The 14,436-nt window shown below is 47.1% G+C and carries 10 protein-coding genes; 3 read left to right on the top strand and 7 right to left on the bottom strand.

The window, feature by feature from the left end:
* The first annotated feature begins 246 nt into the window (after positions 1 to 246).
* A complete protein-coding gene (locus BMW55_RS16810) occupies positions 247 to 1,842 on the top strand; it encodes a TolB family protein (protein WP_089972334.1) in 1,596 nt (531 codons plus the stop codon).
* 17 nt (positions 1,843 to 1,859) lie between these two features.
* Here the strand turns inward: BMW55_RS16810 and BMW55_RS16805 are convergent, their stop codons facing one another.
* From BMW55_RS16805 to BMW55_RS16775, 7 genes are all read right to left on the bottom strand, one after another.
* The gene (locus BMW55_RS16805; RefSeq protein WP_089972331.1) at positions 1,860 to 2,150 is read right to left on the bottom strand and encodes a DUF7010 family protein; all 291 of its coding nucleotides are present in this window, start codon (positions 2,148 to 2,150) and stop codon (positions 1,860 to 1,862) included.
* Between the two features lie 358 nt (positions 2,151 to 2,508).
* On the bottom strand, positions 2,509 to 3,390 hold the full coding sequence (locus BMW55_RS16800; protein ID WP_089972328.1) for a uroporphyrinogen-III synthase: 882 nt from the start codon (positions 3,388 to 3,390) through the stop codon (positions 2,509 to 2,511).
* 68 nt (positions 3,391 to 3,458) lie between these two features.
* Positions 3,459 to 5,585, bottom strand: coding sequence for an assimilatory nitrate reductase catalytic subunit NasC (nasC, locus tag BMW55_RS16795; protein ID WP_089972326.1), 2,127 nt, complete (start codon positions 5,583 to 5,585; stop codon positions 3,459 to 3,461).
* A gap of 15 nt (positions 5,586 to 5,600) precedes the next feature.
* The gene (nirB, locus tag BMW55_RS16790) at positions 5,601 to 7,778 is read right to left on the bottom strand and encodes a nitrite reductase large subunit NirB (protein ID WP_089972323.1); all 2,178 of its coding nucleotides are present in this window, start codon (positions 7,776 to 7,778) and stop codon (positions 5,601 to 5,603) included.
* Positions 7,779 to 7,796: 18 nt separating this feature from the next.
* Entirely contained in the window at positions 7,797 to 8,102 is a 306-nt protein-coding gene (gene nirD / locus BMW55_RS16785; protein ID WP_089972319.1) for a nitrite reductase small subunit NirD, read from the bottom strand.
* A gap of 36 nt (positions 8,103 to 8,138) precedes the next feature.
* Positions 8,139 to 10,565: a nitrite reductase large subunit NirB gene (nirB, locus tag BMW55_RS16780; RefSeq protein ID WP_089972316.1), complete on the bottom strand. Its 2,427-nt coding sequence runs from the start codon at positions 10,563 to 10,565 to the stop codon at positions 8,139 to 8,141.
* 115 nt (positions 10,566 to 10,680) lie between these two features.
* Complete coding sequence (locus tag BMW55_RS16775; protein ID WP_089972312.1) at positions 10,681 to 11,847, bottom strand: MFS transporter; 1,167 nt, start codon at positions 11,845 to 11,847, stop codon at positions 10,681 to 10,683.
* Positions 11,848 to 12,852: 1,005 nt separating this feature from the next.
* Between BMW55_RS16775 and BMW55_RS16770 the strand changes: the two genes are divergently transcribed.
* Together BMW55_RS16770 and BMW55_RS16765 are read left to right on the top strand one after the other, a co-directional pair.
* Positions 12,853 to 13,323, top strand: coding sequence for a hypothetical protein (locus BMW55_RS16770; protein WP_089972308.1), 471 nt, complete (start codon positions 12,853 to 12,855; stop codon positions 13,321 to 13,323).
* A 292-nt stretch (positions 13,324 to 13,615) separates the two neighbouring features.
* Positions 13,616 to 14,422, top strand: a complete 807-nt coding sequence (locus BMW55_RS16765; protein WP_089972304.1) for an ABC transporter ATP-binding protein — start codon at positions 13,616 to 13,618, stop codon at positions 14,420 to 14,422.
* Positions 14,423 to 14,436 lie beyond the last annotated feature (14 nt).

The raw sequence follows: 14,436 nt of genomic DNA, 5'->3' as shown, positions 1-14,436 counted from the left end.
TTAGAGACGAAACAACGACCATTAAATTTTTCACAATAAACACCTCCTTTTAATGATAAGCAGTATACTTACGCTTTTTTCTATAAAAATTGGTTAAATCCATTAAAAATGCTAATTATTCACAAGGTATCAACATAAATCAAAGAATATCATCCACTTTTTTTGTACAGAAAACACGTTTAACATACGAATGAATAGGTGCAGGTCTAAAAGCCAACACTTATTACTTCAAGAGGGGATATCTGAATGGTGAATCTGATTAAACAACGAACACAATCTAAACATGGGCGAAGGGTGTTAATAACCCTCTTAGTAATTTTGTTAGGTTTACCCGTCTCTTTGATCGTGAATGTACCCAAAACATTTGCTCATGAAATGGCTGTCACTACAAACACCAGCGCTCAAAGTAACCCTGCGATCTATCAGGATAAAATCGTTTGGCAGGATTATCGAAACGGGAACTGGGATATTTACATGTATGATCTGAGTACAGGTAAAGAAACCCAAATCACTTCAAGCCCAAATAATGAGTGGAATCCTGCAATCTATGGAGATAAAATCGTATGGAGAGATTTCCGAAACAAGCATGCGGAGCTTTACATGTATGATCTGAGTACAGGTCAAGAAACCCTAATCACCACATACTTGGGTACCACGTCAAATCCTAAGATCTATGGAGATCGTATCGTATGGGAATATAATAATGATATCTATCTGTATGATCTGAGTACGGGTAAACAAACCCAAATCACTTCAGACTCTTATCTTCAATCTGATCCTGCAATCTATGAAGATAAAATTGTTTGGGAAGATTATGCCGGTATTTATCTGTATGACGTGAGTATGGGTACAAAAACCCTAATCAGCGATCTGCACAGTACTCGGGTGCATCCCAGGATCTACGCAGATAAAATCGTTTGGAAAGATAATCGGACTGGAAATCTGGATATTTACATGTATAGCCTGAGTACAGGTTCAACCACTCAAATCACTTCAAACTCAAGTGAACAGTGGGATCCTGAAATCAATGGAGATAAGATCGTATGGCGGGATCACCGAAATGGAAATGCAGATATTTATATGTACAACCTGAGTACAGCTACAGAAACGCAAATCACTTCAAACTCAAGCAGTCAATCAAATCCAGCGATCTATGGAGATAAAATCGTTTGGCAGGATAATCGAAATGGAAACGCCGATATTTACATGTATGCTCTCGCTTCCGACAATGAAGGGCCTGTGACTACCCACTCGCTCACTCCTTCCTTGCCAAATAGTAATGGTTGGTATAAATCCAATGTATCCATTTCCCTCTCTGCCACTGATAACGAATCTGGAGTTTCCAAGACAGAATACCGGATCAATGGGGGAGCTTGGACCAGCTATTCAGAACCATTCGTTTTATCCAATGAAGGAACCAACACGGTTGAATATCGAAGCACAGATCAAGCTGGTAACATCGAACAAACCAAGTCGATTCAAGTGAAAATCGATAAAACGGCACCTGTGTTAAATGTCCAATTAAATAGAACCATTCTGCGACCTGCAAATCACAGGCTTTTTCCGATACGGGCACAAGTAAGTGTCAGTGATGCTACTTCAGGTTCTGTTTCCTGGGCATTAACTTCCATCATTAGCAATCAACCAGATACTAGTTCAGATCCTCTTGACCAAGCGAACGATATTCAAGGCGCTCAATTGAACACAGCTGACACCACTTTTTATTTACGTGCGGAATCATGGAAAGGGAGAGGTCGTGTATATATCATCACCTATACAGCGACTGACTTAGCCGGTAATAAAACGAGAACTACTCAAAAAGTATTCGTTCCTCCTTATTAACCCTGAGCAAAAAGCATTCAACCAATATAAAGTAGCCAACCGATACGAGTCAGGTGTCCCAGATGGATCACCTGACTCGTTTCTCTTTGATCCGCATTTCGCATCCAAGTAGCAACGGATAAAGGGAACAAAAGACCTGTTGAAAATAGCATGAAAATATTCTTCTGAAAGATTTCAATTGGCAGTAGAAATATCCCTGTAATGATTGTCCAGATGATTGAAGCAGACAATAGGAACGCGATCCCGTTTTTGCCCCCTACGGATAGCTCATTTTTGATCTTCATTAAATATAAAGACTCTTGTGTCATTGCAAATCCCCCTTGTCAAATCAATCGAAATTTTTGATGACTATTCGCATGATTCGGTATATTACCCTTAATATCTAAAATATCACCTTGCCATCACTTCTGAATAGCCTCTTTCTCAATCACAGCAAACAAGTAACCGTAGGAGCTGTGAAGGTAAAATCATCCTTTTTTTATTGTTGAAGCTCACTTCCGCTCCATAGGGGTACCGTTTCAGCAGGCCAGTCCTAACATGAATCCGGGCACAGAAAAAGCCCGGCACCAATGGCGGGCATAGGGTTTAACCGGGGTCGGCGGTTAGCAACCTCGCGATGGGAGAGCTCCTGGGAGGGCATATCTTTCTCAGCGATTGCACATCCGGTCACAGGTCATTTGCAGAATGGATCATCAGATTCGTTCCTAGTGCCGTTTTGGGAACTGTCCCCTTTTCGATCGATTCATAATATCTGGAAAGCGCGACAATCATACTGCCCATTCGCTCTACCTTCGGTACGATGACCCGGCCGACACCTTCTTCCCGCAGACATCCGGCCGTATATTTTCCCACGGCGACCGCTGCGGTTCGGCTCGAGAATGATTCAACCAAAGGGATGTGCAATCCTCTCTTCCTGGCATAGGAAAAAACAAAACGAACCTGTGAGCCGCTGGTAAAAGCGACCGCATCCACCTCTCCATTTAATATTTCATTGACGAGTTGATCCAACAGGTCGGTGCCATTTGGCTCATGGCGGTAGGGGAGAATCTCATGAACGCGGGCCCCTTTTTGCCCGAGGAGTTGAACCACATTGGGAACAGGCTCTCCGGGCAGTTGCAATGCCACGGAACATCCTTCGAACTCATATGGGGAAAGCGCACGAACAAGCCCTTTTGTTGTCCCGTCATCATCATGAACCACGCATTGGAGCCCTAACTTTTTCAACTCTCCGGCAACTTTATAACCCCGGCCGGCGAGTTTGGCTTGCTTCAGCCTTTCCACCAACTCCTGCTCGATTCCCATCCGCTGAGCAGTATTTAATAGGGTTTGAATGCCGATGCCGGTTGTGAAGATAAACCAGTCCATGTCCCCGCGAACCCACTCGATCAGCCTCCTTTCCAGGTTCTCTCCTTCTTCCGGCAGGACGGTTCCCTGAACAGGACGGGGGAGAGGAATGCCTCCAAACGATTCAACCAGTTTACTCATCTCTTCCACTCTGCGCGATCCTGCCAGCGCGATTTTCTTTCCTTCAAGTGTCCGCTTCCCCATATGCTCCCCTCCTTATCTGAACTGGAATGATCATGATCCGTGATCCTGTGATTCCATCGTCCTTATCGTTAAATCACAAGCGGGCTTATTTTGACCGCGCATACTTTAAATCCCGGCATTTTGCATATAGGATCAAGTGCATCCAGAGTGATTAGATTGACATTCTGCAAATCCGCCCAATGCATCGGGACAAACACCGTATCTTCCCGAATCTCACTGGTGATTTTGCTTCGCACGATGATGCTTCCCCTGCGCGACTCCAACCGGATGAGCGTCTGATCTTCAATCCCGTACTTTTTGGCGGTTTTCGGATGGATTTCCGCGAATGATTCAAAATTGCGCGCGGCGAGGGAATGGCTTCTTCTGGTTTGCACTCCTGTGAGGTAGTGCGTCATCACACGGCCGGTGGTCAGATAAAGGGGAAAGTCATCATTTACTTGTTCATTTGGAAAATGATTGTTCACGGGCATGATTTCCGCTTTCCCGTCCGGGTGGGCAAACGAATGTTCAAATAAGCGGGCCTGTCCCGGATGATCGGGTGAAGGGCAGGGCCAATACACCCCTCCTTCGCGCTTCAGGCGTTCATACGTGATTCCATAATAGTCAGCGACTCCCCCGCGGCTGGCCAGGCGAAGTTCATCAAAAATCTCTTCAGCAGACCCGAATGAAAAGAATTTCCCTTTTCCCAGCACCCGGGCGATCTCGCACAGAATTTGCCAGTCATGTTTCACTTCGCCCGGACAGGGGCGGCTCGCCGGCCTCAGGGTAACTCTTCCTTCCAGGTTGGTCATGGTCCCTTCATCTTCCAGATAAGAAGATGTGGGTAAAATCAGGTCGGCCAATCTGGCTGTTTCCGAAACAAACAGATCGATGACAACAAGAAATTTGAGTTTCTTCAAACCTTCTTCGATCAAGTTGGCGTTCGGATTGGAAACGAGCGGATTGGAACCCATCACCAATAACCCGGTAATCTCCCGGCGATGGATCTTTACCATCATTTCATAGGCGGAAACCCCTTGTCCGGGCAGATCCTGTTCGTCGATTCCCCACACCCTGGCAATGTAGGAGCGATGTTCGGGATTTTCGATGGAACGGTATCCCGGGAGCTGGTCTGCTTTCTGGCCGTGTTCTCTTCCTCCTTGCCCGTTTCCCTGGCCGGTGATGGCACCATATCCACAGCCGGCTTTTCCCATTTTGCCGGTGACCAGCAACAGGTTGATAAAGTTTCGCACTCCCATATATCCATGCGTCTGTTGTTCCACCCCTCTGGCCGTAAAGACCATTCCTGTTTTTGCCCGGCCAAACCGGGTGGCCGCCTCGCGAATGTGTTGCACAGAGATCCCTGTGATGTCGGCAATATGATCAAGATCCACAGAGGAAAGGTGTTCTTCCAGCTCTTTAAATCCTTTCGTCCGCTCTTCCACAAACGTTTGATCGACGTATCCTTCTTCCAAAATCACTTTTAACAGCCCGTTCACTAATGCTGCATCCATTCCCGGTTTGATCTTCAAATGCAAATCAGCCAGTTGCGTTGTCGCCGTTTCCCGTGGATCAATCGCAATCACATAGGCTCCGTTTTCTTTCGCCCGGGTGAAATAGGGCAAGAGGGTCGGCTGGCACTCGGCTACATTTGTCCCGGCCAAAATGATGCACTCTGTAAACGGGATTTCCGAGAGCTGGTTGGTCAGTCCCCGGTCCACCCCAAATGCCTTGTTGGCGGCCGAAGCGGCTGCCGACATGCAGAACCGGCCATTGTAATCAATATGCCTGGTTTTTAAGGCAACGCGGGCAAACTTTCCCAACAAATAGGCCTCTTCATTGGTTAAAGATCCTCCGCCGTAGACCCCCAGCGCATCCAGACCGTCTTCCTGCTGGATTTGCGTAAACTTTTCTTTGATCAGATCCAATGCTTTCTCCCAGGAAATCCGCTCAAATTTCCCATTCACTTTCACCATCGGATAGAGGAGCCGGTCCCGGTGAAGAGCATGTTGATGGGCATTCATGCCTTTGACACACAATCTCCCCTCCGAGGCGGGATTCTCGATTGGATTGACCAGATGGGTTTTACGTCCCATCGCCTCTTGCTCAATCAATTCCATCTTGCATTGGACACTGCAAAAGGGACACTGGGTTTCAAAGGCCTGCACCGGTTTGGTGTGCGGAGCTTCAGACAGGGTATGCTTAGAAGTGACCATCGGTTCACCTTCTTTCTACTTTGAAATACTCATCACATTCCGGGCCGGCTGAGAATCGGTCCTTTGATCCGCTTGTTCCCGGGCCTCTCGTCCCGTCTCCCGGCTGCTCATCGACCGTGCGACCTCTAATCGCTCCAGCAATTCAGTGCGGGCTTCGGGATCAAATAATACTTCTCGCACCTGTTCCACACCGAGCCGCTCGATCCATTTCGACGTCCGCTCCAGGAAATGGGCCGTTTCACGATAATACTGCAAAAAAGCTCCCGCCATTTCAAGAACTTCCGCTTCGGTATCAACCGTGCACAATAACTGACCAGCCCGGACTTGCGTATCCCCCCGGCCTCCGACATACAGTTCCCATCCACCCGGCGCACCGACGACTCCAAAATCTTTGATCATTGCTTCGGCAGCGTTGCACTGACAGGGGGAAACACCGATTTTCACTCGATGCGGGGTTGGAAGGCGGGCAAATTTCGTTTCCAAGACACTGAGTAACTGATTTCCTTTTACATTGGAACCGCAAAAAGGCGAACCGCACCCTTGTTGATGGTGAGGGGGGAATTCTTCTGCCGTCTCCGGCTTCTCCGGATGAATCGTTCTTATATAATAATCGAGTGCAGGCCGACAGACGGAGCAACCTTCTTCTCTGATCCAGCCCAGCGCTTTCATGGCTTCCTCGCGATGGGTCCACTGCTTTTCTTTGATCGCTTGAATGACTTCATCGTGACTCCATGTGGTACAGTCGCAGATGGGTTCTTTTGCAGCTGGAAGGGTGTCCGGTGCTTCATGGAGGGTATATTCCAGGATCGAAGCGACCAGTGGTTTACACCCTCCGCAAGATCCGGAGGCTTTGGTACACTGTTTCACTTCTTCCACGGTGGATAATCCTTCGTTGCAAATCGCCTTCATGATGGCTCCCTTGGTGACACGGTTGCATCTGCAAACCACTTCATGGTCGGGCATCTTGGCAACCATCGATGATCCGCTGTCTTCGGGGGAGGATGGAAAGAGAGAAAGTTTAACCACCTCGGATACATCTGCCTGCTGTGAAATCATGTGGAGCCATTTGGCACTCTCGCTCACATCGCCAAACAAGATGGCTCCTACCATCTTGTTGTTCCGGATCAACACTTTTTTGTAAACACCGTTGATTTCGTCATAAAACGAAATCGCCCGGGTGTGCTCATCTTCCATAAATTCACCTGCAGAGAACACATCCACACCAGACACTTTCAATTGCGAGTAAAGGATCGAACCTTGATAACCGTTACTGTCGATTCCGCAGATCTTTTTGGCCAATTCTTTCGCCTGTTCATACAGGGGGGCAACCAGTCCATAGACGGTTCCCCGATGCTCCGCGCATTCTCCCACCGCGTAAATATTGGGGATATTCGTCTGCATATAATCATTGACAACAATTCCGCGGTTGACTTCGATTCCGCTCTCTTTCGCCAAAGCCACATTCGGGCGGATGCCGACAGCCATGACCACCAAATCGGCTTCTGTTTTTGATCCGTCCTTAAATCGCAAGCCCTTGACTCTCTTTCGGCCGATAATCGCTTCCGTCTGCTTTTTGAGGAGAAAGTTCATCCCTTGCTTCTCAAGCTCTCTTTGCAGCAGCTTTCCCGCCGTCGGGTCCAGCTGCCTTTCCATTAAATAGGGAAAGAGATGGACCACGTCCACTTGCATGCCGAGGTTGAGTAACCCTCTGGCAGCTTCCAGCCCCAACAATCCGCCGCCAATGACAACCGCTTTTTTATAGTTTTTCGATGTTTCGATGATCCGCTGACAATCTTGAATATTGCGGAATGCCGTGACCCCTTCCTTGTCGGCACCCGGCAGGGGCAGCATAAACGGCAAGGAGCCGGTGGCGATGATGCACGCATCATATTCCACCCGTCGGTTCCGGTCGGTCATCACGACCTGTTGCTCCGGATCAATCCGGACAACGGTTTCGCCCGCAAACAGTCGAATATGATTCTCTTTATACCAGTTCCAGTCGTGGATCGTAATATCATCTATGGAGGTATCTCCTTGCAATACCTTGGATAAAAGAATGCGGTTATAGTTCGGATGCGGTTCACTGCCAAAGATGGTGATGTCGAAGGCCTCCGGGGCAAGCTTTAAAATCTCTTCAATTGCGCGCACACCCGCCATTCCGTTTCCGATCAGGACTAACTTTTTCTTTTGCATGGCCGACCTCCAAAGGGATTAAACACGGATGTAAACATCTTGGCCTTCCACCATCACTTCATACGTCTTCACACATCCCGTATCCGGAGCCTGGACGAGCCCGTCATTGAGGCAAATCTTCCAATCATGCAAGGGACAAAAAACATATTCACCGGAAACGATTCCTTCCGACAGGGTTCCACCTTTATGGGGGCAGCGGTTTTCCACTGCCCGGATTTTTCCGTCAGACAGGCGAAACAGAGCGATCTCCTGCCCGTCCACTTCCACCGTTTTGCCGATCTTTTCCTGAAGCTCCGTGATGACGGCCACTTTGATCCGGTACATGTCAGATCCTCCTGTCCTCAGCTGTGATGTACGGATTTAGTTTCCGATCGTGTTTGGAATGTTGACTTTTTCAAACAACGAACGCAACTGCTGGTCTTTAATCGCTTCTTTCCACGGATCTTTGGTGACTGCCAGTGCTTGATCCAGCCGTTCGATCAAGGATTTGCGCGTCTCGGGATCACTGAGCACCTCTTTGATCTTTTTCAGCCCGACGCGTTCTACCCAGTGAGACGTTCTCTCCAGATATTTCGCCGACTCGCGGTAATACTGTAAAAACGCAGCGGACCACTCCAGTACTTCTTCGGGCGTTTTCACTTTGACCAACAGTTCAGCGGCCCGCAATTGAACACCGCCATTGCCGCCGACATAGATTTCCCAGCCGCCGTCCACTCCGACAACTCCGACATCCTTGATCCCGGATTCGGCACAGTTTCGCGGGCAGGCGGATACGGCCATTTTCACCTTGTGCGGGGTCCAGAGACGTTCAAAGCGTTTTTCCATATCGATGCCCATTTGAATCGAATTCTGGGTTCCAAAGCGGCAAAAGTCCGCTCCGACACAGGTTTTCACCGTTCGGAGTGCTTTTCCGTAGGCGTAACCGGATGGCATTTCCAGTTCGGCCCACACCTTTGGAAGATCCTCTTTTTTAATCCCCAATAAGTCGATCCGCTGACCGCCGGTAATTTTGACCATTCGCGCATGGTATTTCTCTGCCACATCAGCGATCCGGCGCAACTGTTCCGGAGAGGTCACTCCGCCGTAAATCCGGGGAACGACCGAGTAGGTGCCATCATTTTGAATATTAGCATGAAGGCGTTCATTGACAAACCGGGAATCCCGTTCATCCTGATGCTCTTCGGGCCAGATCATGCCCAGATAATAGTTGAGGGCCGGGCGGCATTTGGAACAGCCTTCCTTATTGCTCCAATCCAACACATGCATGACTTCCTTGACTGTGGTCAGATGTTTGGACCTGATTTCCTCAACCACTTCGTCCCGGCTGAGCGTGGTGCATGAACAAATCGGCTCTTTCTCAACCGCCTGGAACTGATCTCCCAGGGTGTATTGCAAAATGGATTCGACCAGCGGTTTACACCCCCCGCACGAACGGGAAGCCCCTGTACATCCTTTCACTTGCTCTACCGTTTCCAACCCTTGTTCCTGAATCGCTTTGACAATCGTTCCTTTGGTTACGCCATTACAGCCGCAAATCAATTCATCATCTGAAAGGTCCGCAACGCTTGCCACGGCTGGTTGGCTCTGATTGCCTTGTGCACCGGCAAACATCTCTTTTACCTCAGAAACATCTGCGCCGGCACGGATCATCTGGAACAAACGCGCACCATCGCTCGTATCTCCGAACAAAACCGCACCCACAACTTTGTTGTTACGAAGGAGCACTTTCTTATAGATCCCGTTGAAATCATCCTGATAACGGAGAGCTACCGTATCCGGCTGATCCATAAATTCTCCCGCGGAGAAAACATCCACTCCGGAAACCTTCAGCTTGGTTGAAACAACAGATCCCTGATACGGCTCGGTTTTCACACCGCAAATCCGTTTGGCCAACACAGCTCCCTGCTCGTATAGGGGAGCGACTAGACCGTAGACGATTCCACGGTGTTCCGCACATTCCCCAACCGCATAAACATTCGGAATGTTGGTTTCCAGATAATCATTTACGACGATTCCGCGATTGATTTTGATTTTGCTCTCTTTCGCCAAAGCTACATTCGGTCGGATTCCCACGGCCATGACCACCAAATCGGCTTCGATCTTTGAGCCGTCTTTAAACTTGAGTCCCTTCACCCGTTTGCGTCCGAGAATGGCTTCCGTTTGCTTTTCCAGGAGAAAGTTCATCCCTTGTTTCTCCAGTTCTCTTTGCAGCAGTTGTCCCGCTATCGGATCGAGTTGCCGTTCCATCAAATTCGGGAATATATGGACCACGTCCACTTGCATGCCAAGGTTTAACAATCCTCTCGCAGCTTCTAATCCTAACAATCCGCCGCCGATGACAGCCGCTTTCTTGTATTTCTTGGATGCTTCAATCATCGTCTCGCAATCTTTAATGTCCCGGTATGCCATGACTCCTTCCAGATCTGCTCCCGGAAGCGGAAGCATAAATGGATTGGAGCCTGTAGCCAAGATCAGATCATCGTAGTATTCGGTGAGACCGGTGTCGGTATAGACACATTTATTTTTCGTATCAATGCGCGTAACCTTGTGACCGGCATGAAGTTTGATATGGTTCTTCTCATACCAATCCCAGTCGTTTAAAATAATATCCTTTATGCCGGAGTTTCCTTGCAACACATAAGAAAGCTGAATCCGGTTGTAATTGGGATAAGGCTCCGCGCCAAAAATCGTGATATCAAACGATTCGGGGGATAGCTTCAAAATATGTTCAATGCAATTGACACCGGCCATCCCGTTTCCTACTAAAACCAGCTTTCGTTTTGCCAATTTCGATCACTCCTTGAAAGAGATCATCTATAAATAGAGAACCAACATTCGCTGGCATGGACCCGATCGGTTCGGGCAATAAGTCCACATTCTCTGACATGAACAACAGGAAACCTTATCGCATACCGAAACGGGTTTCTCTCCGGCTCAGTTGACTCCGGTTCATCCACAGGCAGACGACGGAAAAACCGACCAGTAATAAAAAACCTAACAGATAATCTCCGGTCAGATCTTTGATCATTCCGAGGACGACAGGCGGGAAAAATCCCCCAATCCCTCCGGCCGCACTGACAATGCCCGTTACCGCTCCCGTATGTTTGGGTGAAACTTCGGGTACCAGCTTGAAAACCGCCCCATTGCCCGTGCCCAGAAGGATGGACAGGATCAAACAGCTGACACTGAATACAACAAAATGGTTTGTTGAATAAGTGATGAACAAAGTACAAATGAAAATACCGCTAAATACAACGGTTAACACTTTTTCAGCCCCAACCCGGTCAGATAAATACCCGCCGAGCGGACGGATGAATGTGGCAATCATGACGAAAACGGCTGTTTTCAATCCGGCATCCACAGCCGTGAGATGAAACAGCTCTTTTAAGAAAGTGGGCAAATACATACTGAAGGAAACGAATCCCCCGAAGGTCAGAAAATAAAAGAGGGATAAAAGCCAGGTTTCTTTCCGATTGACCACAGACAAAGATTCCTTCAGTCCCTCCGATTGATCCGATACCGGCAGATCCTTCGTTCCCATCCAGAAAATAAGAGCCATCATCGCCGTGACGATGGCGAGGGTCCAAAATACCCAGGAGATTCCGAATTCATTTAACATGACTGGGATCGTAAGATTTGCCACGGCTATGCCCAAATTCCCCATCCCGGCAATGCCGAGAATAAACCCCTTTTTCTGCGGAGGATACCACCCGGAAACATAGGTAATCGAAATGGCAAATGTTGTCCCGGCCATACCGATCAAAAACGCACACAACAACATCGGGCCGTAAGAGTTGACAAACCCCGCTGCGAGGAGCGGTAAGATCAGAAACAACATCGTCAAGACATAGACTTTTCTGCCCCCGTAGCGATCGGTCAAAATCCCAAGCGGGATGCGCATGACTGAGCCTAACAGAGTCGGGGCGGCAATCAAAATGCTTTTCTCCGTCGTACTCAACTGATAAAATTCCTGGATCTTTCCGGCAATCGGCGGAAAAACCGACCATGCCGCAAAACAGACAATCATGGAGACAGTGGATAACACCAGTGCTGATGTCTGACCTTTCATCGCATACCTCCCCGCCGGTGAATGAGTCCAGCCCTTGTTCACGAGCTCACGAAATCGACTGGTCTCACCCCATCGAACCCATTATTACGGTAATTATGTTAGGTTAATTAACATAGAATATTACTCAAACTCATTATAAACACATTCGATCATCGGGTTCAATCATTTATGTTAGTTTATCTAACAATAAATATTGATTAAATGGTTGCAAGAAAAATGTAATTCTCACAATAAATGTTAATAATTATAACATACAGGGGAGTGCGGGGATCGGCGGAAGAGAAGAGTATATGAAGAAAAAAGCCTTCTGTTTGGAAGACTTTTTCTATGTGATCACAGCCGCGTTCATTTCCCGTGATGAAAGGAATCAGAATAGATGCCCTTTGCAACCGGATTTAATCAAATGATTCGTTTCTTTGAAACTTATCCTTGCCATGTTATCAGTAGAATCAGTCACTCTTATAAAAAATCGGACAGAGATATTGACGATGATAATCAATATCAATTAAACTAACAGTGATCGTTGATAATTATTCTCATTCAAATGTGATCATCCATTCTGCTGGAGGTTGGCAGGTCTGTACGAGGTGTTCCGTTTCAAAAGCTTTTTATCATTTACATGGATTGAAATGGATAATGAAAATCATTGGCGGAATCGAAAGCCGGGATTATTTTGGGCGGGTTAAAGGGTGGAATGGAGCCCCTCCGGCGATGACTTAAATTGATGCGGGAATTATGGCAAGGAGTTCACGACTTACCTTAAAAAGGAGAAAGTGGTTGACAGTGACTTCACTTATAAGCCATCGTTCATTTTTATCTGAGGCAGATATTGCATCCTTAACTTGTTGTCCGTGCTGTTACAAGCAAATGTATCCCAGCTGGTTGAAAGTTGTACATCAATCCGTGTGCAGAGTGATTGCTAAATATTATCAACTTCCCGTGGAAAGGCGATCCTGCCTTCGAATCCTTGAGTTAATAGGGGAACAGTGGACAAAAGATACCGGTTTGTTCGAATCGAAAAAGCATTATTACAAAACGTTGATAACCACAACGGATCATCTCATGCAATTTTTACAGGCGGATCGGAATATTGAATCGCCGATTATTCTGTTTGAACAAATAGATACCTGGATTAAAGAGATTAATGTCCGGCTGCAACTTCATCTTCATGTCGTTTCCCTGACACCCGACTCCTTCACATTAAAAAAATACGTCGTGTATCATCATCCGATTTATATCGAGTCGCTCAAGCATATGATTACTTTATTTTGTCACCATCATTTAAATGGTCTTGCGGGAAATATCGAGATAATTAACCTGTTAGAAGGGAAAGTGACAAAATTCAATATCGAACAAACCCAAGTCAGGCTGTCTTTGGATTATATCGAACTCATAAAAAATATGAAACAAGAAGCTTTTCCGCTGTCCATGGATCAGAGGGGGTTTCGGCGTCAAAATCAGCCAATCCGGCACTAGGACGAGAATCGGGATTCGCTTATGGCAAAATGTTTACAGATGAGGCGGGAAAGATACAAGCCGGTCATCCGGGTGGCTCTAATGATAATGGGAATGATCTGCTTGCAGGTGACTCTTATTGACACAGAGTGTCCCTTTAAATAAAATATGACTGATATTGATAATCATTTTCGGTTATCTCGTTGGACAGCCGGGGATGAACCATGAACAAAAAGATAAGACACAGATTTTAGCACATAGAAATACGTTGCCTCTGTGTAATTTGTCAGAAGAGATACAAAGGGGGAACATCATGTCCAGGCTTTTTACTGAGGATTTGAGAATAGCCTATGGAGACGATGAGATTGTTAAAAATCTAAACCTAACCATTCCTGATGAGAAAATCACTACCATCATCGGACCCAATGGTTGCGGTAAATCCACCGTTTTGAAGACTCTTGCCCGCATACTTACTGCAAAATCCGGTACCGTGTTTCTGGATGGAAAGGAAATTACTAAAGAATCTACCAAAAAAATCGCGCAAAAGATGGCGATTTTGCCCCAGTCACCGGATGCTCCGGAGGGACTCACTGTTGCGGAATTGGTCTCATATGGAAGGTTTCCTTATCAAAAGGGGTTTGGAAGGCTGAAGGATCAAGACCTGGAAGTCATCGATTGGGCGCTTCAGGTAACCGGCATTTCATCCTTAAGGGACAAAGAGGTGGATACCCTTTCAGGAGGACAGAGGCAGAAAGTTTGGATCGCAATGGCGTTAGCCCAGGAAACGGATATCATTCTTCTTGATGAGCCGACAACATATCTTGATTTACCCCATCAGCTGGAGATTTTGGAGCTCTTGAAATACTTGAATGAAAAAGAAAAACGTACCATTGTGATGGTGATTCATGATTTAAATCATGCAGCCCGTTTTGCTGATCATATTGTGGCCATGAAAGAAGGTCAGATTATAAAGGAAGGGGCGGCAGAGGAGGTAATAACCCGTCAGGTTCTTAGAAGTGTCTTTCATATTGATGCTGAGATCGGCGTGGACCCGAGAACCAATAAACCGATCTGCCTCACTTATGATTTGATCGACCGGGCTCATGCTATGGCGATATAAAGATTTTTCATAAT

Source organism: Lihuaxuella thermophila (assembly GCF_900110165.1).
In the GTDB taxonomy this organism is placed as follows: domain Bacteria; phylum Bacillota; class Bacilli; order Thermoactinomycetales; family Thermoactinomycetaceae; genus Lihuaxuella; species Lihuaxuella thermophila.
This window is presented reverse-complemented; position numbering and strand designations above follow the sequence as displayed.

Bases quoted from the DNA above. Each gene is read 5' to 3' on its own strand.
- BMW55_RS16775 (WP_089972312.1), bottom strand. From the start codon at position 11,847: ATGAAAGGTCAGACATCAGCACTGGTGTTATCCACTGTCTCCATGATT.
- nirB (WP_089972323.1), bottom strand. From the start codon at position 7,778: ATGCAAAAGAAAAAGTTAGTCCTGATCGGAAACGGAATGGCGGGTGTG.
- nasC (WP_089972326.1), bottom strand. From the start codon at position 5,585: ATGGTCACTTCTAAGCATACCCTGTCTGAAGCTCCGCACACCAAACCG.
- BMW55_RS16805 (WP_089972331.1), bottom strand. From the start codon at position 2,150: ATGACACAAGAGTCTTTATATTTAATGAAGATCAAAAATGAGCTATCC.
- BMW55_RS16765 (WP_089972304.1), top strand. From the start codon at position 13,616: ATGTCCAGGCTTTTTACTGAGGATTTGAGAATAGCCTATGGAGACGAT.
- BMW55_RS16810 (WP_089972334.1), top strand. From the start codon at position 247: ATGGTGAATCTGATTAAACAACGAACACAATCTAAACATGGGCGAAGG.
- nirD (WP_089972319.1), bottom strand. From the start codon at position 8,102: ATGTACCGGATCAAAGTGGCCGTCATCACGGAGCTTCAGGAAAAGATC.
- BMW55_RS16800 (WP_089972328.1), bottom strand. From the start codon at position 3,390: ATGGGGAAGCGGACACTTGAAGGAAAGAAAATCGCGCTGGCAGGATCG.